Source organism: Phycisphaerales bacterium (assembly GCA_029268515.1).
Taxonomy (GTDB): domain Bacteria; phylum Planctomycetota; class Phycisphaerae; order Phycisphaerales; family SM1A02; genus JAQWNP01.
Window position 1 is genome coordinate 391,764 of the sequence record JAQWNP010000006.1, and the last position, 25,659, is coordinate 417,422.

At 48.8% G+C, this 25,659-nt stretch carries 25 protein-coding genes; 18 read left to right on the plus strand and 7 right to left on the minus strand.

Features of this window, described 5'->3' with window-relative positions; translation table 11 throughout:
* Positions 1-129 precede the first annotated feature (129 nt).
* Entirely contained in the window at positions 130-1,596 is a 1,467-nt protein-coding gene (locus P8J86_04575) for a trypsin-like peptidase domain-containing protein (GenBank protein ID MDG2053964.1), read from the plus strand.
* Here the strand turns inward: P8J86_04575 and P8J86_04580 are convergent.
* Positions 1,593-2,702 (minus strand): paraquat-inducible protein A, encoded by a 1,110-nt coding sequence (locus P8J86_04580; protein MDG2053965.1) that lies wholly within the window; start codon positions 2,700-2,702, stop codon positions 1,593-1,595. The two genes, P8J86_04575 and P8J86_04580, sit on opposite strands and share 4 nt — an antisense overlap.
* A 186-nt stretch (positions 2,703-2,888) precedes the next feature.
* On the opposite strand from P8J86_04580, the gene P8J86_04585 reads away from it, so the two are divergent.
* From P8J86_04585 to P8J86_04595, 3 genes are read left to right on the plus strand one after another with little or no spacing between them, the layout of a single operon-like run.
* The gene (locus P8J86_04585; GenBank protein MDG2053966.1) at positions 2,889-3,776 is read left to right on the plus strand and encodes an ATP-binding cassette domain-containing protein; all 888 of its coding nucleotides are present in this window, start codon (positions 2,889-2,891) and stop codon (positions 3,774-3,776) included.
* A 45-nt stretch (positions 3,777-3,821) separates the two neighbouring features.
* The gene (locus P8J86_04590) at positions 3,822-4,616 is read left to right on the plus strand and encodes a thymidylate synthase (GenBank protein MDG2053967.1); all 795 of its coding nucleotides are present in this window, start codon (positions 3,822-3,824) and stop codon (positions 4,614-4,616) included.
* Between the two features lie 32 nt (positions 4,617-4,648).
* On the plus strand, positions 4,649-5,158 hold the full coding sequence (locus tag P8J86_04595; protein ID MDG2053968.1) for a dihydrofolate reductase: 510 nt from the start codon (positions 4,649-4,651) through the stop codon (positions 5,156-5,158).
* 27 nt (positions 5,159-5,185) lie between these two features.
* On the opposite strand, the gene P8J86_04600 is transcribed toward P8J86_04595, so the two are convergent.
* Positions 5,186-5,623, minus strand: a complete 438-nt coding sequence (locus P8J86_04600; GenBank protein MDG2053969.1) for a hypothetical protein — start codon at positions 5,621-5,623, stop codon at positions 5,186-5,188.
* 139 nt (positions 5,624-5,762) lie between these two features.
* On the opposite strand from P8J86_04600, the gene P8J86_04605 reads away from it, so the two are divergent.
* Positions 5,763-6,899: a tRNA-dihydrouridine synthase family protein gene (locus tag P8J86_04605; protein MDG2053970.1), complete on the plus strand. Its 1,137-nt coding sequence runs from the start codon at positions 5,763-5,765 to the stop codon at positions 6,897-6,899.
* 139 nt (positions 6,900-7,038) lie between these two features.
* On the opposite strand, the gene P8J86_04610 is transcribed toward P8J86_04605, so the two are convergent.
* Both P8J86_04610 and P8J86_04615 read right to left on the minus strand, forming a co-directional pair.
* Positions 7,039-8,301 (minus strand): hypothetical protein, encoded by a 1,263-nt coding sequence (locus P8J86_04610; GenBank protein MDG2053971.1) that lies wholly within the window; start codon positions 8,299-8,301, stop codon positions 7,039-7,041.
* A gap of 93 nt (positions 8,302-8,394) precedes the next feature.
* A complete protein-coding gene (locus P8J86_04615) occupies positions 8,395-9,312 on the minus strand; it encodes a tyrosine recombinase (protein MDG2053972.1) in 918 nt (305 codons plus the stop codon).
* A 244-nt stretch (positions 9,313-9,556) separates the two neighbouring features.
* Between P8J86_04615 and P8J86_04620 the strand changes: the two genes are divergently transcribed.
* The 5 genes from P8J86_04620 to P8J86_04640 are packed head-to-tail and all read left to right on the plus strand — an operon-like array spanning position 9,557 to position 13,459.
* Positions 9,557-9,754: a hypothetical protein gene (locus P8J86_04620; GenBank protein ID MDG2053973.1), complete on the plus strand. Its 198-nt coding sequence runs from the start codon at positions 9,557-9,559 to the stop codon at positions 9,752-9,754.
* Positions 9,751-10,527, plus strand: coding sequence for a flagellar hook basal-body protein (locus P8J86_04625; protein MDG2053974.1), 777 nt, complete (start codon positions 9,751-9,753; stop codon positions 10,525-10,527). The genes P8J86_04620 and P8J86_04625 overlap by 4 nt, the downstream gene beginning before the upstream one ends.
* Positions 10,528-10,558: 31 nt before the next feature.
* A complete protein-coding gene (gene flgG, locus P8J86_04630; protein MDG2053975.1) occupies positions 10,559-11,374 on the plus strand; it encodes a flagellar basal-body rod protein FlgG in 816 nt (271 codons plus the stop codon).
* A gap of 45 nt (positions 11,375-11,419) precedes the next feature.
* Positions 11,420-12,550, plus strand: coding sequence for a flagellar basal body P-ring formation chaperone FlgA (gene flgA, locus P8J86_04635; protein MDG2053976.1), 1,131 nt, complete (start codon positions 11,420-11,422; stop codon positions 12,548-12,550).
* A gap of 15 nt (positions 12,551-12,565) precedes the next feature.
* On the plus strand, positions 12,566-13,459 hold the full coding sequence (locus P8J86_04640) for a flagellar basal body L-ring protein FlgH (GenBank protein MDG2053977.1): 894 nt from the start codon (positions 12,566-12,568) through the stop codon (positions 13,457-13,459).
* On the opposite strand, the gene trpS is transcribed toward P8J86_04640, so the two are convergent.
* Both trpS and P8J86_04650 read right to left on the minus strand, forming a co-directional pair.
* Complete coding sequence (gene trpS, locus P8J86_04645; GenBank protein MDG2053978.1) at positions 13,456-14,523, minus strand: tryptophan--tRNA ligase; 1,068 nt, start codon at positions 14,521-14,523, stop codon at positions 13,456-13,458. The genes P8J86_04640 and trpS overlap by 4 nt on opposite strands.
* 14 nt (positions 14,524-14,537) lie before the next feature.
* Positions 14,538-15,464: a CPBP family glutamic-type intramembrane protease gene (locus P8J86_04650; GenBank protein ID MDG2053979.1), complete on the minus strand. Its 927-nt coding sequence runs from the start codon at positions 15,462-15,464 to the stop codon at positions 14,538-14,540.
* On the opposite strand from P8J86_04650, the gene P8J86_04655 reads away from it, so the two are divergent.
* Positions 15,463-16,275, plus strand: a complete 813-nt coding sequence (locus P8J86_04655) for an indole-3-glycerol phosphate synthase TrpC (GenBank protein MDG2053980.1) — start codon at positions 15,463-15,465, stop codon at positions 16,273-16,275. The genes P8J86_04650 and P8J86_04655 overlap by 2 nt on opposite strands.
* Here P8J86_04655 and P8J86_04660 read toward each other — a convergent pair.
* Positions 16,270-16,989, minus strand: a complete 720-nt coding sequence (locus P8J86_04660; protein ID MDG2053981.1) for a glycosyltransferase family 2 protein — start codon at positions 16,987-16,989, stop codon at positions 16,270-16,272. The genes P8J86_04655 and P8J86_04660 overlap by 6 nt on opposite strands.
* 26 nt (positions 16,990-17,015) lie before the next feature.
* On the opposite strand from P8J86_04660, the gene P8J86_04665 reads away from it, so the two are divergent.
* The 7 genes from P8J86_04665 to P8J86_04695 all read left to right on the plus strand — a co-directional run bounded on the left by P8J86_04665 (position 17,016) and on the right by P8J86_04695 (position 25,643).
* The gene (locus P8J86_04665) at positions 17,016-17,798 is read left to right on the plus strand and encodes an enoyl-CoA hydratase/isomerase family protein (GenBank protein ID MDG2053982.1); all 783 of its coding nucleotides are present in this window, start codon (positions 17,016-17,018) and stop codon (positions 17,796-17,798) included.
* Positions 17,799-18,175: 377 nt separating this feature from the next.
* The gene (locus P8J86_04670; GenBank protein MDG2053983.1) at positions 18,176-19,054 is read left to right on the plus strand and encodes an enoyl-CoA hydratase/isomerase family protein; all 879 of its coding nucleotides are present in this window, start codon (positions 18,176-18,178) and stop codon (positions 19,052-19,054) included.
* A gap of 31 nt (positions 19,055-19,085) precedes the next feature.
* Positions 19,086-21,029, plus strand: coding sequence for an acyl-CoA dehydrogenase family protein (locus P8J86_04675; GenBank protein ID MDG2053984.1), 1,944 nt, complete (start codon positions 19,086-19,088; stop codon positions 21,027-21,029).
* A gap of 65 nt (positions 21,030-21,094) precedes the next feature.
* On the plus strand, positions 21,095-22,159 hold the full coding sequence (locus tag P8J86_04680) for a Glu/Leu/Phe/Val dehydrogenase dimerization domain-containing protein (GenBank protein MDG2053985.1): 1,065 nt from the start codon (positions 21,095-21,097) through the stop codon (positions 22,157-22,159).
* Positions 22,149-23,282: a pyruvate dehydrogenase (acetyl-transferring) E1 component subunit alpha gene (gene pdhA / locus P8J86_04685; GenBank protein ID MDG2053986.1), complete on the plus strand. Its 1,134-nt coding sequence runs from the start codon at positions 22,149-22,151 to the stop codon at positions 23,280-23,282. Before P8J86_04680 ends, pdhA begins: the two co-directional genes overlap by 11 nt.
* 38 nt (positions 23,283-23,320) lie before the next feature.
* Positions 23,321-24,289: an alpha-ketoacid dehydrogenase subunit beta gene (locus tag P8J86_04690; protein ID MDG2053987.1), complete on the plus strand. Its 969-nt coding sequence runs from the start codon at positions 23,321-23,323 to the stop codon at positions 24,287-24,289.
* A 34-nt stretch (positions 24,290-24,323) separates the two neighbouring features.
* Entirely contained in the window at positions 24,324-25,643 is a 1,320-nt protein-coding gene (locus P8J86_04695) for a dihydrolipoamide acetyltransferase family protein (protein MDG2053988.1), read from the plus strand.
* Positions 25,644-25,659: the final 16 nt, after the last annotated feature.

The window sequence follows — 25,659 nt, forward strand, 5'->3', positions numbered from 1 at the left end:
CCTGAAGGAAAGAAGGGGAACCGCCAAAGGCTGTCCCCTAGGATGCCGAAGAATCTCCATGTACGTCCTTATCCATGGGGGCGGAAGCTCTGTCCGTCTATCAGCCATCGTAAAAAACAGGAGTCGCAAATGCGACGGATCAACTCATACGGCCCCGCCATTCTTGTCCTTTGTACTGCTGTATTGATATTGCTACTTGGTCCTGAACTCGCTCATCGACTTACTTTTCAACACACTCAAGCGCGCATTGTGCAGGCCCAGACGCGACTCACTGAAAGCACAATCCTTGAAGAAATGAACGCTTCATTTCGAGACATTGCCACGCTCGTTGAACCTTCTGTCGTACATGTTGATGCTCGGCATGAGATGTCAACGGGGCTTCGTGGAAGAATACAGGGGTATGCCTCTGGAAGTGGTTGGGTCTATGACGATCTGGGACACATTGTGACCAATAGCCATGTTGTTGCAGACGCTAGTGAAATTCAAATTCAGCTCTATGACGGTGATCTACTTGATGCTCAAGTTGTGGGTTTAGACGTCTCAACTGATATTGCTGTTTTAAAAGTGAGCCCGGGAAACTTGCACCCTGCACGACGATCCCTTTCATCTGCCGACGTTCAACAAGGCGATATGGTCTTCGCCTTCGGTTCGCCGTTTGATTTCCGATTCTCAATGTCTGCTGGTGTTGTCTCTGGCAAAGGCCGAAGTGTTGGTTTACTTCGTACCGACACTGGCATGGCACCTGGCTATGAAAACTTTATCCAAGTAGATGCGGCAATCAATCCAGGCAATTCTGGTGGACCGCTCACAGATATTTATGGCCGTGTCATCGGCATGAATACGGCCATTGCAACTGGGCGTGATCGTGGTTTTGAAGAGGGTCAGTTCGCAGGTATCGGCTTAGCAATTCCGATGTCAATGATCTACCCGGTCGTTGAGCAGATCATCTCAACCGGTGAGGTCCAGAAGGGTTTCTTGGGGGTTAACATTGTTGACCTAAATCAGCCCATCGCCGACAGCCTGGCCGCACAGGGATACCGTGGCTGGGGATTACTGCTTAACAACGTTGAACCAGATTCTGCAATCGCGCGCCATGGCATGCTTGCGGGAGATGTGATCATTACTATCAACGGACAAACTGTCGCTCAGCGACGCCAACTGATGAAACAGTTGTTTGATTCACCAACAGACACGGTTGAATTCAACGTTTGGCGTTATGACACAAAAGCAAACAAGTCTCAACGCCTTCCCATCAGTATGGATTCTGAATCCGCGCGTGAACTTGGATCATCTGCCATTCTAGAAATTGATGAACCTATTTCCAAAGCATTAGAGCTTGATGGATTCAGTACCAAAGGCGTTTGCGTAAGCTCGGTCACGAAAAGTGGACCTGCCTGGGAGAGTGGCATTTTACCTGGTGACGTCATCACCCACGTCAACGATGAGGCTATTAGCAGCGTCTCGCAATTACGTTCAACAATCTCTTCAATGATGCCGGGGAGTTCAGCGAAGCTTCGCGTCTGGCGATCTGACGAGAACGACAGCAGCGGAGATACGCTGACCATCTCGGTCCCACTGAGTCGGTTAACACCCTAAGACGCCTGGTTATTCGACAGTGTGATGCCGATGCGGCGTAATAGGATGCGAGCAAATACGGTTGAAAAGAACATAACGATAACCGTCGCAATGAGCAGCCAAACGCCCACATCTACATCTAGTTCTACCATTTTTTTGCCATCGATCAGGAACAAGCCGAGCGCTAACAGAAATACATTGAGCATTGACCAGTGATTTGCCATTCGGTACAGAACCAAGACCCTTGTACTCGCTTGAACCGTCCGTTTGCCTAGCCAAAGGTACAAAATCATCGCAAGTGATAGCAGCGGCATGATGAGCAAAAACAAGAGCATGAAAATTCCAAGGCCCCAATGCCAATGCTTAAACAACTCCTCTGTGGCTGTCCACAAAGTGTACTTATGAGCGTACAAAAACATCTTGTTAATTTTGACGAGTGGGGCAAAGAAAGTCACTGCAATTATCAGCATGGATGCGATAAGCAAAATTGGAACTGCTAGTCCAGGCCAGCCCACTCGTACGAGTGGAATGAACTTACTTTCTAATTCGCGTTCTTTAATCTTTGTCCGATGGCTGTACCCATCCATGACAGCGATGATTCTTGCCATGACCATGTTACCGATTATTGCAAGTACAAAACAGAGCATGCCAATCATTGGCTTGGCTCCGATGAATAGTTGGTCGGAAGTAAATACGAGAATGAGAATCATCACATAGATGTCCAGCATCGACCACTTGCCAAGCGATTCAAATATATGAATTGCATGTAACCGTTTCTTTGGTTCCATTGGTGAAAACCAAAGGAAAATTAGAGAAACGTTTTTGAATAGTGGGAAGATCACTGAGAATAAGATGATGAGCAAACAGATCGGAATGAGACCGGCTTCCCAAAGCAGCGAGATTGTATTGAGAAGACTATAGACGCCCGGCCTAAGACCACTGATTGTTAAAAACGGCAGGAACAAAGCAATAATGTTGGAAACCAACACCAGAACAAGACATATTGGTACCAACCAACCACGCCGACCAAAAACATGGTGGAGTGTGTCAGGGGATCGAGCTTCAACCGCGGTGGAATTGGCTGGCTGGCTACCTCTCTTGCGGGCCTCTGGTATATGCTTAGTCATATCTGAACACAGTATCGGCTGGTGGACCTACCCGCTCATTAACCAATTCACATTTTCTGACTCACCTCGAATTCGGAGGGGGTAGATCATTCAAAAAACGCCTCCTGGAATCTCGAAAATTGGATTTCAGTATCACCATCTATGTTTTCAGCGGAGGCGTACCTCAGATCGGCTACTATCAATGTCATGACTGGTGCCACTGTTCATAACCGCTCGCAAGCCTCGACAGGTGACGGCCAGCCACTCCTCAGCGTGCAAAATCTGAGCACTTACTTTCCGGTCAGAACTGGTCTCTTCAGACGTGTTACAGGCCAACTTAAGGCCGTTGACGATGTTTCTTTTGATCTTCATCGAGGCCATACACTAGGACTCGTTGGTGAGTCCGGCTGCGGCAAGTCAACACTGGCTCGAACTATTCTCCGCCTCATAAAAGCTCACTCTGGCAATGTCAACTTCGATGGTCAGAATCTCATGGCCCTTTCAGGGCGGCAGCTACGGCGCCAACGCCAATCAATGCAAATTATTTTTCAAGATCCTGTGGGTTCTCTCAATCCACGTCTTCGGATTGGCTCAATTGTTGGAGAACCACTACGTGTCCATCGCATTGCATCGGGCAAAGAACTTCAGAAGCGTGTCCATGCACTACTCGAAGAGTGTGGAATGCCGGCATCAGCTGCACAACGCTTTCCCCATGAATTCTCAGGTGGACAGCGCCAGCGCATTGGTATTGCACGCGCTCTAGCCCTAGAGCCCCGACTTGTTGTTTGTGATGAGCCTACTTCAGCACTCGATGTTTCAATTCAAGCTCAGATTCTCAACCTACTCCAGGATCTTCAAGACCGACATGGCCTCGCATACCTCTTTATCAGTCACGATATGGCCGTGATCAGCCATATCTGTGACCGCATCGCAGTCATGAATAAAGGTAAAATTGTGGAACTGGGGCCTCGGGATCAGGTTGTCAAAAACCCTCAACATCCATACACCCAACGGCTTCTTGCAGCTGTACCCACGGTGGACAACTGGCAACCACCCACACAAGGGAGACCCCTTGCCGAACCGGCTGTAGGATGACCGAATCATGACCCGTTCGATCTGCCCAGACTTTGAAAGAAGATCATGCAACAGTACCTCGACCTGATGCAAACCATTCTGAATAATGGCACAAACCGTACTGACCGCACTGGTACTGGTACCCGAAGCCTCTTCGGCTATCAAATGCGTTTCGATCTCTCTGAGCGATTCCCACTGCTCACGACAAAGAAGCTTCATCTGCGTTCAATTATTCACGAGTTATTGTGGTTTCTTCGCGGAGACACAAATACATCTACGCTGAATGAGGTGGGCGTATCGATTTGGGATGAATGGGCAGACAAAGATGGAAATCTTGGTCCTGTTTATGGCCATCAGTGGCGATCCTGGACAGCGACGAATGGTCGCACCATTGATCAGTTCAGTGATGTCCTCGAACGTATTAAAACCTCACCAGACTCAAGACGCTTAATAGTCAGTGCCTGGAATGTTGGCGACTTAGAAGAAATGGCCCTACCACCGTGCCATGTACTTTTTCAGTTTTATGTATCAGAGGGCAAACTGTCATGTCAGCTCTATCAAAGAAGTGCGGATGTTTTTCTTGGTGTTCCGTTTAATATCGCATCGTATGCTTTACTCACATTGATGGTTGCACAAGTTTCTGGCCTAAAGCCGGGCGAGTTTGTTCACACATTGGGTGATGCGCATTTGTATAGCAACCATATAGAACAAGCTCAATTGCAGCTTGAGCGAAAACCAACGCAGCTGCCTCGAATGAAAATGAACCCAGAGATCAAAGATCTTTTCTCCTTTTCTTTCGAGGACTTTGACTTAGTCGAATACAAACCTCAGCCACACATATCTGCTCCGGTTGCGGTCTAGCAACAAGGCGCTGAGAACAGGACCAACAACTTATGTCTGTCTCCATGATTGTGGCTGTCTCAGAAAATGGGGTGATTGGCAATGCGGGGGCTCTGCCTTGGCGGCTCTCGCGCGATCTGATCCGCTTCAAGCAACTCACTTCCGGACATTGTCTCATCATGGGGCGAACAACTTTCGAAACCCTGCCAGGGCCGCTACCCAATCGAGTCAATATCATTATTTCTCGAAATCCGAACTACAAGGTGCCAGGAGCAATTGTCGTTTCGAGCATTGAAGCAGCATTGAATGTTGCTGGACATGACAGTGAACCGTTCGTTGCAGGCGGATCACAGATTTATCGTGTGGCCGAGCCACTGGCTTCTCGTGCCTACGTTACTCGTGTGCACGCCAATGTAGATGGAGATGTCCGTTTCGCTGATCTCGATACAAAAGAGTGGCAACTGGTCAGCGAAGAACATCATGGCCAAGACGCCAAGAATTCATTTCCAGTCACTTTCTTAAATTACAAACGCTTCACACCTGTCGATTGTCGCCCACGCTAGGTTCTTGCTGCAATACGCAGTGTTGCTTTAGTTTGTCTCGCCAGAAGCGATAGAGATCATGCCGACCAGTGGCTCTTGATCGTTGATCTGGATCTCGGCCATGCGAACTGGTGTCGGTATTGAAGTTCTAAGAAGACCACCAGCATTGAATGACTCACCGAGCTGATTTCGGAAGTCCCAAAGTGAAAGAACAATAGTCTCCCCCGCTAGAAGTTCTGGGATACTCGAGACATATTGTTGATTGATCCAAATCTTGGGCTCGTAATAACTGGTTGCTGTCGCATTTACAATCAAGATCCACTGGCCATCACGGAAGGCTTGGATGTTGGTTGAAGAAGTAGCGTGCAAATGCACTGGATAGGCAACTGTCGCTTTCTCAGGCAGATACCGCGGCGGATGGCACGACGCGAAGAAAAGGCTGACTCCAGCAACGGTCAAAAACAGGATTTTATTTGTACGGCACATAATCTGTGAGAAAGTCTATCAGAGACTGCCCCCCGTTCCTCCCCTATTCAACTGAATGCCTCTTCACGGGAGGCTGATTGCGCCCCTAGCCTACTTTGTGGAGGCCTCAGCAGTCGACAGCGGTATCATGGACAGCCTCATGTCAGTCAATCTCTCAGCAGATAACATCGAATTGGGTGAGTCGCGGTCTATCGACCGATCTGTCATGCAGGTTGCTACCTGCTGGGAAATGGATCGCCGTATCACCGAATTGCTGCCTCGTTTTGACGCACCTTTTTTCCAAGCGGGGCTGGCTGGCTATTCAGATGCCGCCATGCGATTAGTCGCTCGCCACCATGGGTGCCCTTACTGTGTCACAGAAGCACTACTTGATACAACGCTGATTAGTGGCGGTAAGGGACGAACAAGGGAAGACCCTGACCTGCTCGCCGCTGAGTGTGGTTTAGGTGACCCTGTACATAACCGCCTTGGTGGGTTAGATGACCATCCTGTTGCTGGACAAATTATGGGTTCTGAGCCAGAAACAATGGCCAAGGCTGCGCACCTTCTCATTGACATGAACTATGACGTGGTTGATGTGAATCTTGCTTGCCCGGTTAAGAAAATTCGCAAACGTCGCCGCGGCGGTCACTTTTTGGCTGCCTCTGATGAAGCCATTGCTGTATTGCAAGCTGTCTATGATGCCGTCGACAAACGACGCCCAGTGACCGTGAAAATTCGGCGCGCTTTTGAAGACTCACCGGAAATGGAAAGACACTTTGAGCGGATTTTTGATGCGGCTTATGAAATTGGATATGCCTGGGCCACCGTTCACTGTCGAACTGTTGTGCAAAAATATGTTGGACCAGGTCGATGGACGGCGCTGCGTAACTTAGTTCAGAGATATCCCGATCGAGTCATCTTTGGAAGTGGTGATATTTGGGAAGCAACAGATATTTTTCACATGCTTGAATATACGGGGGTGCATGCTGTTTCTGTCGCCCGAGGCTGCATTGGCAATCCATGGATATTCCAGCAAGCAAGATCTCTGATGAAGGGATGCTCTGTCGATCAACCCTCGATCACCGAGCAGCGCGAGGCGCTACTTGACCACTTCACTGTTTCGCAACGACTCCATGGAGATGCGCTGGCCTCAAAATTAATGCGTAAGTTCGGCATTAAGTTCTCTCAACACCATCCCAATGCTGATCAGGTCAAGAAAGCCTTCATTGAGTGTAGTAGTGGCGCGCAATGGCTCAAAGTCATCAATGCGCATTATCCAGATACAGCCTCATAGGCCTTGTTCTTTTTAATGGACCTCGTCCAGATGAGGCTCTTGAGAATCCGCTTCACCAGAGTTCCATCTTACGAACAAGATGGGCACCACCAATGGCTGCCAAAATACCTAATAACATTAGAGCGAAGTTAAGCGTTGGCTAAAGATTGGCTCGCCATCGACGAATGTCTCGTTGCAGCGACTCGTGAGTCTCCGTATCAAGTAAGCCCATCAAAGAGGCCAACGCTTGTGAGTTTGTCACGCTACAAGAGCCTGTAAGACGCAAGTACGCTGCTTGTAGTTCACCTCGCCTACCAGAGTCGATCACTCTGTTAGACATGTTGGGCTGTAACACAATGCCATCATCTGAACGAGCATTGATAATCATGACGATCATTTGATTCTTGAGATCACCCATTCGTTCGTTATACGAATCCATGACTGGCTGAGCTGCAGCGGAATATTCTGGATGCTCACGAACAATCCATTCATAAACAAACACTGGCTCGCTTTGGACAAACAACCAAGGAAAGTTGGCTTTTTTAATTTGTTCCAACCAGCTAGAGGCCACGTTCGCTTGGCCAAGTGAGGCAAAATGCTCCGCAATCTGCCGTCCTCGCCTCTGGTTCAAGTCATACAGTTGGTCCCATCCAGAGATCACCGTTGCCTCAAGCTCAGCAAGCCGATCAACATCTTTTGCAATGCTTGCTATTTCCATTTCGATCTGGATTAGCAGGTGCCTTCCAACTGCATCAACAATAATCTGATCAACCTCTTGTTCGTAGTCGCGATAGATTTGGCTCAGGACGCGATCTGCTTCTAAATCGATTCCGATATCACCTGATTGTTCCAAGAGCTGACAAATGTCAACGCCATCACCTGCGTACGACTCTAAATTGCCGTCAGCCTGGCGGGCGTGCAAATAGACTTGGCGGCGGAGACTCCTGACAGCTCCAGGCCACTTCGTAACCTGCATATCCATCAGCACCATCTCTAACTCTTGCAATAGTTCTTCTAAAAGCTGGGTGCCGCGATTCGCACAATTTTGCTCATAGCTTGATAGAACTGCTAAACGCATATCGCGTAACTGATCCGCCATCAGAACTGCTCGTCCCTCCATGGCGGCCAGAATTTTTTGGCGACCAACAGTGTCTGCTTGTGCATCTGCCTGGCTCGCAGTCGTAGTGACATCTTCTAAATAGTCTTCGAAAAGCATATGAAACATAGATCGCTGCTGAGGATCGAGGTCCAGTGCATTACAGAGATCTTGGAAGTTGGCCCGCTCCATCCGTGGCTGCAAGTAGTTCATCGCTGCTGGCTGCGCGACAACAGCAGCTGTTGCACTAAGAAACGCCAGCAGTACCCCAATCGCCATCGCCTGGCGAACAGCGACTCTGAATTGAACGTTTATGATCTGGCCCATCGACATACTCCGGAAATACCAAGCTTTTCATAGGCCTGGGTAGCTCCATATTGTAACGCATAGATCCCCCAAATATTTCTTCATATTTGATATCTATGGACGTGGATGGTGTTTTTCAATAACCGCCTGGAGATGCGACCGATCTACGTGTGTGTAAATCTGGGTTGTTGAGATATCGGCATGGCCCAACATTTCCTGGACCGCCCTTAAATCAGCACCGCCCACCAAGAGGTGAGTGGCAAAGCTGTGGCGAAGCATATGCGGATGCACATGTTCAAGCCCTGCTTGCTTCGATAGCCGCTGAATGATCTGCCAGATTGCAATTCGCTCAAGCGGCCGTCCACCATGTGAAAGGAAGAGCCTATTCTTGTCGCGTCGATCATCAAACCGAGCTAGTTCTGAACGCAGTGTTTCAATATATTTCTCAGTCCAATGTTGAGCAGGCTTACCAATTGGCACCAACCGCTCTCGATTCCCTTTGCCCAAGACTCGGAGCACCCCAATTTTTTTGTCAAAGTCATTAAGACCAATGTGACCAACTTCGCTTGCGCGTAGCCCTCCAGCATACATGCACTCAACGATGGCGCGATCACGAATCCAAAGACGTCCAGATCCTTCGCAGGCAGCCTCAACTAGTTTTCGCATTTGATTGGGCGTGAGTACGCCAGGCAGACGTTTCCATCTTGATGGGGACTCGAGGAGCCGTGTTGCATCTTCTTCAACAACACCCGTTGCCTTGAGAAAGCGGAAGCACATCCGCAGCGTGGAAAGATGTCTCGCAACCGATGCCGGCTGAAGGCCTTGTCGTGTATGTAGATCTCGAACATGATCCGCCAGGAGCCGTGGGGTGGCTGCACCAAAGTGGTCGATTCCCTTTGCTTCGAGGAACCGGACAAGCCTGGCGGTGTCTCGTCCATAGGCATCGAGGGTGGCCGCCGCGAGCCCTGCCTCAATTCTCAAGTAAGTGAAGAAGGCCTGAAGTGGCTGCTGAAATAGATTGGTGGCCTGCATCTGATCTCATATCGGATGAAAATGGCCTCCAGCATCTCAAGCGCCGCTGTTCTCAACTATGAGGCCCATAAGCTTACAGCGCAATAGATGCGCAAGCGTGATGCGTGCGCCTCACAAGTTGATGGGCTTGGAACCAGAAAACGCCTTTTTGAGGATTAGAAGTCCTCTTTGCAGTTCCTTTTAAGAACGGCACGGTAATTGCATTATTTGATTTGATCCACCATTAAGGGCAAAGGAGTGCCGTATGAGGGACCTCTTCACACGATCGAATCAATCTAGCAGACCCGTGGTTGGCCATAGAGATGAGCAAGTGCTCAACCTCTTAGCAGCCGAAGCCATTCGTTTGGCTCATCTGGCTACAGATTTGCATCTCGCAGCCACAGCGAGTGACCCCGAAAGCGCTCATATCAGTGATGCCGCGCCGCGGGAGCCTAGACCATGAACTATGGACTGTACCTATCAGCGAGTGGGATTCTCACCAACATGCACCGCATGGGCGTGATCTCCAACAACCTTGCCAATGCTCAGACGCCTGCTTTTAAGGAGTCAATGGTTGCAGCGATGCAGCGGCTGCCCGCAAGATTGGAAGACCCTTCTTCAATATCTGATCCACAATTGATGTTGGAAGGACTCGGCGGCAGCACCCTTGTTGATGACACTCGACTGGTATTCAAACAAGGCACCATTAAAGAGACTGGTCAGTTCACTGATCTTGCTCTTGATGGCGATGGCTTTTTTATTGTCGGTGATGGAACAGCTACCGATCCTGACCAACTTCAATTCACACGTGACGGACGACTCACCATCAATCGAGAGAGTCAGCTCGTCATGGTGACCACTGGTCTTCCAATATTGAATGAGCTTAACCAACCGATAAAGGTGCAACCTGGTGCCTTCTCAATTGATAATGAAGGACAAGTCACACAAAACGGTACGGACCTAGGCAAGATTCGTATCGCATCAACGAAGTCATATGCAGACTTGATTCCAAAAGGCGACAGTCTTATGAGTTTCTCGCCGGGGAGCAAAAACGAGTTAACCGCTTCTGATGCAACCCTACGACAAGGTTCAATTGAATCAAGCAATGTTGACCCAGTGCGATCAATGGTCAATTTACTTAAAGCCAGTCGATCTATTCAGGCTTCAACGGTCATGATGCAATATCAGGACAACATCATGGGACAAGCCATCAACACATTTGGTCGGGTTACCTGACACCGCTTTTCTGAAAACGAAGGAAAATGATATGGGCTTTCTAGGAATGGATACTGCGGCTACTGGCTTGTCGGCCATGAGCCAGTCGCTTGAGATCACCGCCAACAACTTGGCAAACTCTCAAACACCCGGATTCAAAAGTAGCAGAGCAAATTTTGAAGATCTGTTCTACATGGAGTACGGTCAACCTGGTGCAGAGAATTCCATCGGTGACGAGCGCCCAACGGGCCTATACATCGGCCTTGGCACTGCGGTGTCAGGAACACAGCTTGACTTCAATCAAGGGCCAGCCCAAAAGACAGGCGGGGCTCTGGATGTCATGATTGAGGGTGGCGGGTTCTTTGTCGTTCAAGTTGATCCTGACATTAGTGATGGTCTGGCCTACACAAGAGCAGGCAAATTCACCACCAATTCAGAAGGTGAACTTGTGATGGCGAACTCCCAGGGACGACGCCTTTTGCCAGAAATTATTGTTCCCCCAAATATCGATGTCAATACGATTCAAATCACAAATGATGGTTATGTTTGGGCGCCAGAACCTGGCGGAAACCAGCTCGTCGAACTTGGACGGCTTGAATTAGCGCTCTTCACAAATAACACCGGACTTGGCCAGATTGGTGAAAATCTCTACATCCAAACAGAAGCATCTGGTGAGCCCTTTATTGACTTTCCAACGGTCGAGGGGCGTGGCATGGTCATGCAACGCTTCCTTGAGCAATCCAATGTGAACCCAGTCAATGAACTTGTCGGCCTCATCACAACGCAGCGATCATTCGACATGAATAGCCAAGCTGTCCAAGCTGCCGACGAAATGTTGCAAGCACTGCTCCGCATGAGACGCTTCTAAAAACTCTGACTAAAACCTCACGCTCTTGACCCAGGATTCCGCAACATGAATTGCCACCACTTGTTCTCACTTACTCTTGCTGCACTTACGATTTCGATGACGAGCTACGTCAACGCTGACACAATTCAGCTACGACGTTCTGTCAGACTAAAAGAAGCTGGACAACCTATTTGCCTCAAAGATATAGCCATCCTCGATGGCGAATTAGCAGAGACCCTTGCTGGAACCATTGTTTCACCAGCACCGAGCTCTGAAAGAGCATTTGAGATTCCATTGGCTGCTGTACGTGTCTCACTTCGTGACCTGAAAGTCAACTGGGGGCTCATTAACATCAGTGGGTCAAAAGTTATTGTTCGCCCAGCTATTGCTTCTGTTGTACAGCCACCGCTTGCCATGCAATCTATGACCATTGAGCCGCTTGTTGAACAACCGCCAACCATCTCTCAAACAAAAGAAATGCCGTTTATCGATGCTACATCATTGGTGCTTGAGCCAACACTACGCGGCTTTATTGCAATGCACGCACTTGAAAAGCTCGGCACTGACGCAACGAATACACGGTTTGCTTTTTCTCGCAACAACAGCGAATCACTTCGTCTTTCTGCGAGTGAATTTCGTTTCGAACTATCATCATCAGGCGCCACAGCACGAAGTGATCGCATACAAATTATCGCTCAGGTTTGGAAAAACAACTCACATGTTGCAGATCATTCGATACTGATAAAGCCAAAACTCAAGACTCAACTCGCTATCATTAAACGGGGAATCAATCGCAACGAGACGATTCATGAACGTGATATAGAGATAATGACTCAGTGGCTGTCCCCAACAGCTATTCAAGAAAATGCATTGCCTACCTATGCCTATGGTCGGGTTGCGACCAGCGATCTTCGAAAAGGAGATATTCTTCGCAGCACTGACGTAAGAAAAAAAGTGGTTATTCAGCGCGGTGACACCGTAACGGTCAATTGTCTCATTGGAGGCCACGTGTTGAGATGCCAAGCGAAAGCACAAGAGGCGGGCGCTATCGGGCAAATGATAGAGCTTCAAAAATTAGGCGAGCGAAATGTTTTCTTTGCTGTCATCAGCAAGCCTGGCGAATGCGTCTTAGATTTTTCGCCAACAAATAGCGTATCGATACAAACTTCTACAACACCTAATACTGGCGGCATCTGATCCGGGAGTCTTTTTATGTTGATCCGAACTTTCTTTGCAGCTGCTGTTATTACCCTGAGTTGTTCTATTAGCACGGGGCGGCAGATTGCGCCAGCACCGATGCCAATAGCTGCCCCAATAGCACCCATGCAAATCGCGCCAATGACAAATCTGGTTAATGGAAACATGATACCAGGCATGTCTAATGCACTCTTTGCTCAACCTGTCATTGACATGTCACAGCCAGTCTTTCCACAGATGATGGGAACAAGTTGGATACCTGCAGCTCCTCAATTTGGTCCTTCTGGCTCACTCATGGCGCAAGCTGTTGGGATTCAGTATGCAAGAAATCACGCTGGTGGATCAGAAAATCCAACCCATCTTGAGTCATTTAGCATGTTTGTTGTTGCAGAGCCAGAACCACCATCTTTTGAAAAGCATGATCTCATTACGATTATCGTAAGAGAGGCCAGTCAAGCTGTGAGTGAGCAAGGGCTTGAAACTGATAAAGAGTATGGTTTGGCAGGTGAGATCCCTTACTACCCCAGTGCCCAAGCTGGCATCCAACTCTTCCTTGGTAAAAGCGAACTTATGCCCGAGCTTGAGATCGTTGCAGAGAAAGAGTTTTTGGGTGAGGGTGAGTATGAACGAGAAGACTATCTGACCGGGCGACTCACCGCCGAGGTTATTGAGGTCTTGCCGAACGGCACGTTGGTATTAGAAGCCAACACCTTTATTCGAAATGATAATGAAACGATGCAGATGCAACTCACTGGTATCTGCCGACCTGAAGATGTTTCGGCCGCAAATACGCTTATATCAAATCAGATTCATGATTTGAACATCTCCAAGACTCATGACGGTGAAGTTGCCAAGAGCGCTGAAAAAGGCATCATCTCGAAGGTCTTAGATACCATCTTTGCGTTTTAGCAATAGCGAATCGTTCGATCAAAGAATTGTAGATTCGCGGCCTCTTTAGCCGCCTTAAGGGTGACTTCCGTGGCCGCGATTGCCTTTTCAGATCCATCCTTAAGAATTCCCAAGATCCGCTCTCTATCGTTTTCATAAGCGCGACGCCGCTCTTGCATGGGCTCAAGTAACTTAGAGATCGATTCCGCCACCTCAACTTTGATCTCTCCATCACCTATGTTGTCACCGCGAGCGTATCGGTCTCGCAACTCAGCAACTCGGCTTTTGTCGTCAATAAAGACATCAACGTAATGAAACAGTGAATTGTCAGTATCACCCGGGTCTGTCGGGCTTTGGCGCCCCGTGTAAAGCTTGCCCATTTTCTTACGAACCTGCTTCGGCGTATCGGTAATGAGAATTGCATTATTCAATGACTTGCTCATCTTATTGATGCCGTCAGTACCCACCAAGCGACCAATTTCTCCAACATCTGCCACGGGCACAGGAAACACGCCACCGAGGCCAACGTGTTCATCGTCGTCAGCTTGATCAGAAACACCGCAATATATCTGATTAAAACGTCGAGCAACCTCACGAGTGAGTTCCAGATGAGGCACCTGATCTTCTCCAACTGGAACACTGTTTGCACGAAATGCTAAAATGTCTGCCGTTTGCCCCACTGCATAAAGTGGAAATCCAAAACTGTAGTTATCTCCAAGGCCCTTTACTTTGATCTCGTCTTTCAAAGTGGGATTGCGCAAGACTCTGTTAAATGGCAGTAACATTGCAAATAAATATGTGAGCTCAGAAATCGCAGGCACTTCGGTCTGGAGAAAGATTGAAGAGCGTTCTGGATCGATGCCCATTGCAATGTGATCAAGCACAATATCGAAGCAGTCACTGCGAATCTCTTCAGAATGCTCTGCCCGGGTTGTAAATGCATGCATGTTTGCAAGTAAGAAATAGCATTCATGTGAATCCTGCATCTCAACACGTCGCTTGACTGAACCAAAATAGTGACCAAGGTGCAACTGCCCTGTAGGTGTGTCACCGGTAAGTACAATTGGACGGTTTTTTGAATTCATAGATCGGTACTCTATCAGGCGGAGAACAGCAGCGCATAGCCTGCATTGACTCCATTAAAGCTGGCATGAAAGGCAAACGGCGCAATGATCGATCCTCCTCGCTCATAAACCCATCCAAAGCCTAGAGAGAGAATAAATAGACCCGCTAGTGCTGGTGGCTCAACAACACCAAGATGCATCATTGTAAATGGAAGGCTTGCCGCGACAATTGCCACCCAAGGAGGAAAACCCATCGCTCGGAAACCTCGCTGCACGAGCCCACGGTAGAGAATTTCTTCGAGCAGCGGCGTCACTAAAATGACCATCAACAACACCGGCAGAAGATAGACCTTGTCTTGTGAAACAAGCATAAGCTGGAGCCCACCATGGGCAATACCATCATCTTGATTGCCAGTCATCCAGTACTGGATGATGTAACCAATATTCAAGGCAAACAAGACAACTGGCAACGTCAGTATCAAACCAATCAATCCCAGGCCCACCATCTTTGCGACACTTGGCATTGTGAAGCTGTTTCGATTTGTACTCTTGATAAAAAAGTACACCGCAACAGGTAACTGCGCAACGATTGATCCAATCATCAAAATACACATAGTTCGTAGTGTTGGTTCGGCTTGCATATCGAGACCACTGGATGCAAATCCTTTGCCTAATGTAGCCAGCAGGAGCATGACAAAAGCAAGAACAAAAGCGCCCGTCACCCCACCTATACCATTCATATTTCCATCTGGAATTCGATGAGGTGATAATTTAAAAAAGCGAAAATGCACCCAAATCCAAAGGGTGAAAATTGCCAAACTCCCCCACAAAACGGGGTACCAATCGAATGTGGCGCTAGCTGTTGGAACGTTTGTTGAATTGCCCCCTTGATCAATATCGACAAGATTCGCTATAACTGGTTCAGTAATAGATCCAATAGCGACAAGGAAACCAAATAGCATGAGCACGATCCTTGATGAGATCGTTGACCTAAAGCGACAAGAAGTCGAAGTCCGGCGCAAACACATAACACCGGCAGAACTGGCGCAACGCGCTGCACAATTATCACCTACTCGTGATTTTTGTAAGGCATTGATAAGCATTGAGCCAGGCACCTCGGTTCGTGTGATTGCAGAAGTTAAACAGAAAAGTCCGTCGGGCGGTGTTTTTAAAGATTCATATGATCCAGGGCGCATTGCTGCCCAATATGCTCAGTTCGGCGCGTCGGCGATCTCCTGCCTTACTGATATGCCCTTCTTTGGTGGTCGGGTAGATGATATGGGTCGTGTGCGACATGCGGTAGATTGCCCCATTTTGCGAAAAGATTTCCTCATTGACACTTATCAAATCTGGGAGTCTCGTTACTACGGTGCTGACGCCATCCTCTTGATTGCTGAGATCCTACCCGACGAACTACTGTTAGAGATGATGGCGCTCGCCCATGAGCTGGGTATGGCAACATTAGTTGAAGTCCATAGTCTTGAGAACCTCGAACGCGTTCGTCCTCTACTGGATCAATGTGATTGGAAACAATGTTTACTAGGAATCAACAATCGGAATCTGGCCACGCTTAAGTCCGATCTTCAGCATTGCATTCGCTTGGCTGGCACTCTTCCCGAAACCAATCGGGTCGTGGGTGAGTCAGCCATCAGCACTTATGAAGATCTCGATACGCTTGCCGCTGCTGGAATCCAAATCGCTCTCGTTGGCGAGTCATTGCTTCGACAGGACGATCCAGGTACTGCCCTTCACCAGTTACTTGGCGGATCATGATGAGCTACTGCGACGATGTCCCCACCATAAAATAATGATCGTTGTGGTGATCTTCCAGCCAGCTCGAATCGCCCCCACAAGCGTGCCAGAAATCTTTGACCGACCGGCATGACGCCTGCGGTATGGTACATCAACCTCTTGTACGCGAAGCTTTAGCAGCGCTGCTTTCATTTGCATCTCAACAGTCCAGCCCCAAGTCTGATCCCGCATTGACATCGACTTGAGTGCATGAGATGTAACACAGCGCATCGGTCCTAGATCAGAATATTTTTTCCCTGTTGTCCAATACATCAACGTACATGCAATGCGGTTCCCAAACCGTTGAATAAAATTGAGTGACCCCGGCTGCGCTAGCCGTACACGAGAACCAATAACAAGCTCAGCCTGGCCTGCTTCAATAGGTGCAAGAACATGCCGCATCGCCGCTGGATCATCAGAAAGATCTGCATCAAGAAACAACACTGCATCAATACCTAGCTTCTGTTGATCAAGCCATGACAATCCACACAAACAAGCTGCTCCATATCCCCGACGCGGCTCAGCCAGAACAACCGCGCCATGAGCCCGCGCCAAATCAGCCGTCTCGTCTGTAGAGCCGTTATCAACAACAACAACGCTTGAAAAAGATATCCCTGTTGCCTTATCGAGGGCCTCAAAGAGCGGCTGAATGTTCGGTGCCTCGTTATAGGCAGGAATAAGTAGGGCAATATTCACAATGCACATCTTACGACCAGAGAACAATGGCAGCTTCCGTGAGGGTTGCTACAGTCCGTGATATGGATGCATTAGTAGATCTCACGATCGATGGCCCAACAGCCACAATTACCCTCAATCGCCCGGAAGCACGAAATGCGCTTTCATTGGCATTGATCAATGAACTGCATCGTGTTCTGGACCAGCTAGAACAGAACCCTGATGTGCGGGTCTTACTTATTAAGGGTGAAGGGAAGTCGTTTTGTGCTGGGATGGATCTCAAGGGTGTCATGCAAGATCCCCAAGCAATGGCAGCGATGCTACATGGTCTTGCGAGGGCATTTGAGCGAATCCGACGACTGAGTATGCCCTCTGTGGCTGTGGTCCAGGGCGCTGCCGTTGGTGGTGGATGTGGACTCATGATTGTCTGTGACTTTGCGATCTCTCATCCAGATGCAAAAATTGGTTATCCCGAGGTTGATTTAGGAGTCTGCCCAGCTGTGGTCGCACCCTGGCTCATTCGTAAGATTGGTGCCGGTAAGGCTCGATCCCTTTTGCTCAGCGGCGGCACACGAACTGGTCAAGACGGCCTAGAACTTGGTTTGCTCACACATCTCACTGATCATGGAAGCCTCAATGACGTCGCTGAAAGGCTGGCAACTGAGCTCTCCCAAGGAGGCATGATTGCGATGAAGGCGACCAAAAAATGGCTGAATGAGTTAGATGGATCTATGGAAGATGAGATTCACCAGAGAGCGGCCCAAATTTCTGCCGATGTTATTGCTCACTCAGAAACCCAGCAACAGTTGCGAAAGGTCTTTAAGGCCTAAAAAATAGGATAAGCTCCTGATAAGCAATCGCTTACTCCCTAGCAAATCGGCTTCTGTGACCTTATAATGGGTCCCAAGCATGTTTGAGCGGTCTCCGCGACCGACCCGTGGTTACCAGCAGGTGGCCTCAAGCATCAAGCCGTTGGCCTCCCCACTTTTGAAGGCCACGACATTCAATCCGGTGTGCCCCACCGCTATTCTCAGCAGGGTACCCAGCGGCGTGATCTATCCCGTTCGCGGACATCTTTCCCGATCCTGATTTTCATCAGCAAGACCTCTTCGCTTGTTGATTTAGGGCTGATTCTGGTGCGTCTGTCGGTGTTTGATGAGCCGAGCTATCGAAGTCTGTTTGACATTCTTGAAGTGGAGTTTTTTGGATGACCGTGATTTCTTGCCAACTTAGACAACAACGTTGTGAGACTGGTGTCATCACACTCTGGTTAGACAATCCAGAGAGAGATGTTGCTGTTCTCGATCAATGGCTCCTAGAGCAAATACATTCCGCTCTCGATTTACTGAGCCAGGATCAATTTCCAAAGGGCCTCATTCTAAGAACATCGGGTAGCCGTGCCTTTATTGCCGGCGCTGATTTAGCAGAGATTGACTCGCTCAGTGATGAGCGGCTCGCTGAGTACCTCCGATTTGGCAGTGATGCATTTCACCGAATCGCTGACCTGCCATACCCCACTGTCGCTGCGATTGACGGTGCTACTCTTGGTGGTGGACTGGAGCTAGCGATGCATTGTGATGCACTGATCGCGAGTCGACCAGATCCCGACCGAAGGCCATACCACATTGGTTTGCCGGAAGCATCATTGGGCTTGTGTCCTGGCTGGGGTGGGACACAGTTACTGCCTGCTCGAATGAATCCGTCACAGGCGATCTGTATGGCAGCGACTGGCGTAACAGTGCCAATTACTGAAGCGCCGGATGGACTCATTACAACAATGGTCGATCGCCCAGAGGACCTACAGGCCGCGGCCACTAAATGGATTCTGGCGAACGGAAATGAAGCAAGTAAGGGACCAAAGTCCTTTTCTTGTAGAGATCAAATTGTAGAAGTCGCACTGGCTGAGGCAAAAGATCAAGTTGATCAGACAGATGCTTCTGAAGCGGTCTTCCTGGCGGTTCAAAAGGGGCTTGAGATTGGATGGGATGCAGGGCTTGCAACAGAACAAAAGCAGCTCATCCAACTACGCAGTACCACTGTTGCTAAAGCCAAGCTTGATTCGTTCCTACACAAACCTCGATCCTAGATCAGTCTTTTATTGACTGTGGAGTTTTATTGTGCAAAAGCAAGATCTTTCTAAATCTCTCAAGAACCTCTCGGCGAAAGACCGTAAGCAGATTGAAGATGCTCAAGAAATGCTCGGCCCTGATCCTGATCAGATGGGCGTGATCAAAAACATGTGTTGGGGTCGAATCCGCGAAGAGTTGATTTTGCAGTACCCAGAAATCGCTCCGGATGAAACAGTAAGGTGTGACGCCCTACTGAAAGAGCTCGATCTATATTTAAGAAACGAACACCCTCATCATGAGATCGACACCAAGCAAGAGATTCCCCCGTGGGTCATGAAGCGTCTTTTTGACATGGGCGTTATGGGCATGATCATTCCTCAGGAATATGGTGGCGGTGGCTTTAGTATTACAAGCTACAACCGAGTGCTGGAACGTATTGGTTACAGCTGTGGCTCCACCGCTGTGATGGTTTCAGCTCACCAGTCGATTGGCTGTGGGGCGATCAAACTTTTCGGTACAGATGAACAAAAACGTGATTTTCTACCCTCACTCGCCACAAACCTTGTGAGTGCTTTCTGCCTTTCCGAACCAAACGTAGGTTGTGATGCTGGTGGGCAAGAAACGCGTTGTGAGGTTTCCGAAGATGGCGAATACTACATCCTTAATGGGGAAAAGAAGTGGGCCACATCCGGCGCCTTAGCTGGGCTGCTGACTGTCATGTGCAAACAGTCTCTTGTGAACCCCAAGACTGGCAAGGCAAAAGACAGTGTCACAGCGCTGATTTGTAATCCAGAAATGGAAGGTATTGAGATATCAAGTTGCAATCGATCCAAGTGTGGTATTCGAGGCACATGGCAAGCACGAGTTATATTCAAGAATGTAAAAGTACCCCGGGCTAATCTTCTACATAAGGAAGGAAGAGGATTAAATGTTGCACTAACGTGCCTCAATTATGGCCGCTGTACCCTTTCAGCTGGAATGGTGGGCGCTGCACAAGCTGCCTTCCAACAATCAACTAAGTGGGCTCAGTACCGCAACCAATTCGACCGACCACTGGCTGACTTTGACCAAGTACAATCAAAAATCGCGACGATGGCTGCCTATTGTTATGCACTCGATGCCATGCTCTATATGACAACTGGCATTGTTGACCGCGGTGATGATGACATCATGCTTGAGACCGCGATCTGCAAAGTATTTTGCTCGGATATCGGTTGGAAAGTAACTGATGAGGCTATGCAGATTATGGGTGGCGAGGGCTACATGACAGAAAATGTAGTTGAACGACTCTGGCGAGATAGCAGAATCAACATGGTCGTTGAAGGCGCTAACGAAGTCATGCATACATTCATCTTCGCGTATGGATCTAAGCAACTAGGCGAGTATCTTTTGGGCATTAAAGCGAAACCTCTTTCAAATTTGATCCCTGCCATAAAAATTGCTGCCGAGTTATATCTTGGTGTAAAAGCCCGTGCACCACGATTTGAAACACTACATCCATCGCTCCAGCCTTATGGAAAATTACTATCGAATACGATTCGTGATATTAGCCACGCCATCAAAATGAGCTTTAAGCGACATGCTGAGGGGCTCATCACAAACCAGATGATTCAGGCCAGATTAAGCTGGTCAATTATCTGGGCCTATGCGATTTCATGCAGCCTTTCAAAGCTGGACAGTGACATTAGCAAGGGGATTAGTGGTGAAAAACTGGAGCATGATCGGATCCTCGTGCGTCATATCTGTGCCTTTGGTATCGATGAAGTAAACGCAAACATTCGTGCTCTTACAGATAACCACGACGACACCATGCGGAAGGCCGCCACTGCTGGCCTAAAATATGTTTCTGGCCTTCCAAACGCCGACTACGTGATGCCTGAAAGCACCCCAGATCCGACTGCTCTGGGTAAGGGGCGGGTACCTGATCAAACTGCGATACCGCAATTTGGCCATGGCTCTTTGTTTGAGATGGATGCCAAAGTTCGACAATAAAATATTTTTGACTGACCCTGAACTGTGACCAAGAAATCTAAACCCTGCGATAATCTGAGGAAGTAATGTCGATACTGCAACAAATGATGGCGTTTGGCCACGAGCGAGTCTGTTTTCATCATGATGAGGACACTGGCTTAAGAGCCATTGTTGCCATTCACTCAACCGTTCTTGGCAATGCACTTGGTGGAACACGACGCTGGCACTACGCTTCTGAAACTGAAGCGATCTACGACGTGTTACGCCTATCTGAAGGAATGACTTACAAAGCTGCGGCAGCCGGCCTCGCTATGGGCGGTGCCAAGAGTGTCGTACTTCTGCCTGGCCGTGGTTCACCTGGATCTGAAGCTGAAGCAAGAGCACTCGGTCGGTTCGTTGACACCTTCTCTGGCAACTACATCGCTGCGGAAGATGTTGGCACCACTCCAGAATATGTTGACTGGATGGCAATGGAAACACCACATGTGATGGGCGGTGACCGTGTGTCGCGTGGCGGTGATCCTTCTCCGTTTACTGCTCAAGGTGTTGTTAATTCAATGAAAGCATGCCTTGCTCACCTAGGCCGCCCTGTAGATTTCTCGGGCTTAACTGTAGCCATCCAAGGGGTGGGTAGTGTTGGGCAGAATGTGGGCCGCATTATGGTGGAGAATGGAGCCAAGATTGTGGTCGCTGATATCTGCGAATCCTCAACAAAAATGATGGCTGAACAGTTTGATGCAAAGGTTGTCTCAACAGAAGAAATATTCACCTCTGCCTGCGACATTTTCTCACCATGTGCTTTGGGTGGCGTGATCAGTGCTATGAATGTCCCCTCTTTACAATGTGACATCGTTTGCGGTGGCGCCAATAATGTGCTCCAAGATCCTGAAGAAGATGCCGCAGCCCTCTATCGTCGTGGCATTCTCTATGCACCAGACTTCGTTGCAAATGCAGGTGGCCTAATTGAACTAGCTGGTCTTCACTTAGGCATGACGCGCGAAGAACTTGATGATCGAAATGCTGGAATTGAGGATACAACCCTACATGTTCTGAAAATGACCAAAGACGTTGTTTCATCACACCAGGCTGCTGTGAAATTTGCCACCGATCGCATCGCTGTTGCGAAGCAGGAGAATGTACATGCCCATTAAAAAAGCTCTCGACATCACTATTGAGCACATCTCAATTCTGGACGAGAACGGGAAATTTGATGAGAAGCTTGGTAAGGATTTAATTCCAGATGAGGATGTTGTTCGACTTTATGAGCACATCACTCTCTGCCGTCACTTAGATGAGATTGCTTTTAAGTTGCAGCGATCTGGCAGAATGGGAACTTACCCAGAAAATCGAGGCCAGGAAGCAACCTCTGTCGGCGCGACCTATGCCCTCCAGGGCAAAGATTGGCTTGTGCCTTGCTATCGAGAGAATGCAGGGCTTTATCTACGAGGTCTACCTATTGAATATGTGCTCCTGCACTGGATGGGTGATGAACGCGGCAATCAGATTCCTGAAGATCTACACATCACTCCAATCGCAATACCAATTGGAACCCAAATGCTGCATGCAACAGGACTCGCATGGGCAAGCAAGTATCGCGGTGATGGTGGAATTGCATGTACGTTTTTTGGTGATGGCGCCACCAGTGAAGGTGATTTTCATGAGGCAGCTAATTTTGCATCAAGCCTCAATCTACCGGTGATCTTTCTTTGCCAGAACAATGGCTGGGCTATTTCGGTGCCTAGTTCTGTTCAGTCTGCTGCACCAACCTTTGCGCAACGTGGTGTTGCGTATGGTATGCATAGTGTTCAGTGCGATGGGAACGATCTGTTTGCGATGGTCAAGGTTGTTCGTGAAGCTGCTGAACGAGCCAGAACTGAAAACCGACCCACGTTTATTGAGGCCGTTACTTACCGCCTGGGCGATCATACGACCGCAGATGATGCTCGCCGATATCGTGATGCAGATGTCCTGGATAAGTGGACACAAAAAGACCCACTCATTCGGCTACGGAAATATCTCGAAGATCGAAAACTGTGGGACGATACTCGACAAAAAGCCGCTGAAGCAAAAGCGAAGAAAGAGGTTTCGGCTGCTGTTAAGAGAGCCGAAGAGATTGAGCCACCTAAGGCAGAAGCTATGTTTGACTCTATGTATGAAAATCTTCACGACGAGCTGTTACTACAGCGTGAAACCATGCGAACGAGTAGCCTCGGCCAGAATCCTCATGAGATTGATCCGGCTGCACATTCACACGCTCAGAACACCACCGATTAATAGTGCTGCCTAAACGTGCAGCATAGTATGGAGCCACCATGGCAAACCTGACACTGGTACAAGCAATCAACCTAGCACTCATCCAAGAAATGGAAGAGGACGACCGCATTATTCTGCTCGGCGAAGATGTGGGCAAGAACGGTGGCGTCTTTCGAGTGACTGAAGGACTATGGCAAAGATTTGGTGCGAATCGTGTCGTTGACTCTCCACTTGCTGAATCAGGCATTCTTGGCACTTCTATTGGCTTAGCGATGGCTGGGTTGCGCCCTATTCCAGAAATCCAATTCGAAGGCTTTCTTGGCCCAGCTTACGATCAGATTTGTACACATGCTGCTCGCATGAGAACCAGAACAAGAGGCGCTTATACGGTGCCACTCACTATTCGGGTTCCAGTTGGTGGTGGCATCCATGCTCCTGAACTTCACAGCGACAGTCCAGAGACAATCTACACACATACACCAGGGCTGAAAGTGGTCATGCCGGCTTCGCCATATGACGCCAAGGGATTGCTTATCAGCGCCATCCGTGATCCTGATCCCGTGATTTTCTTTGAGCCGAAACGGATCTACCGCGCTTTCCGTGAGGAAGTACCTGAAGATGAATACACGATTCCGATTGGCGAAGCTCGTATCATTCAAGAGGGTGAGGAACTCACAATGGTCTCCTGGGGCGCCTCTGTCATTCAGTGTATGAATGCCATCGAGAATTCGGATCGCTCTATTGAACTCATTGATCTGCGAACCATTGCTCCAATGGACATGCAGTCTATTGAACGTTCGGTCAAAAAGACGGGAAGATGTGTCGTCGTACACGAGGCTCCAAAGACACTTGGCCTTGGAGCTGAGATCGCCTCCCGCATCATGGAGCATTGCTTCCTTCACTTAGAAGCACCGGTCCAGCGCGTAGCTGGATTCGATACAATCATGCCCTACTACAAGCTGGAGCTTGACTACATGCCGGATGCAGCCCGCATCACAAAGGCCATTGACGAGGTTTCTGCATACTAGGCTTGCCTTACCCGGCTCTCAAAGGCGATTAGACATGACTACCAATCAACCTACCGACCAGTCACACTTCCTCCTACCTGATCTAGGCGAAGGTGTCCATGAAGCAGAACTCATCAAATGGCGCGTTAAGCCAGGTGAGCATGTCGATGAACACCAAACCTTGGCAGAAATGGAAACTGATAAAGCCATGGTCGAGGTTCCAAGCCCATGGGAGGGGACCATTGATGGCCTCAACGGCAAGGAAGGTGACATCATTAACGTTGGCACCATCTTGGTGACCTATCTCGGGAAAAAGAAATCTTCTAAAGCGAGCGGTAACGGCGAAGTCATTGCGGCCTCAGCAGGCGGCACTAAAGAAGAAGAAGAAGATGCTGGAACAGTTGTTGGTTCTGTTGATACCTCACTAAGTGTTCCTGGCCAATTTACGAGACAATCGAAAGAAGCCGTTGCAACCGAAGCCAAAGTATTAAAGTCGCTCGCAACGCCAGCTGTTCGCAAGATTGCAAAAGACCTCAATGTGATGATTGATCATGTCACTGGCACAGGGCGAGGTGGCCGCGTTACGGCCACTGATGTGCATGAACATGCTTCTGGCGATCCGGTTGCAACTGGTCGCCCAACAGCCGGCGAGAGACCGCTCAGCACTCCTGCTCCGTCTCGCACAAATGTCGCGCAGAGAATCCCCTTCCGTGGCGTAAGACGTAAGATCGCAGACGCCTTGAGCACCTCCATCAACACAGCTGTTCATTTCACAGTGAACGATGACGCTGATGTCACAGAGCTCGATCGCAAACGCAAGGAATACTCTCGCGTTGTTGGCCAAAAACTTGGCTATTTGCCATTCATCATGGTTGCAACGATCCGTGCCTTGCAAAAACACCCTTCATTGAACGCAAATGTTGATGATCACGCTAATGAGATTCTACTAAAAGATGCTGTTCATCTAGGTTGTGCTGTTGATACTGATCACGGACTTATGGTGCCTGTGATTGATGACGCGCAGCATCTGAGTGTTGTTGAACTCGCTGGCCGTGTTACAGAATTAGCAACCGGCTGCCGAGACCGATCGATTAGCCGTGACCATTTGATTGGCGGCACATTTACAATCTCAAATGTGGGAAGCTATGGCGGCATGTATGCAACACCCATCATCAACTATCCCGAAGTTGGGATTTTAGCCACTGGGCGAGTTACTGAGAGAGTCATGACTCGTGACAGCATGTTCTATGCTGGCAAAGTCTTACCCTTGAGCTTGAGCTGCGATCACCGTGTTGTAGACGGCGCTGAGGGCGCTCGATTTTTGCACACTATCGTTAAGCTTCTTGAGTCACCAGAACATCTTTTTGGTGTCTAGCAAGCAGATTACCTTA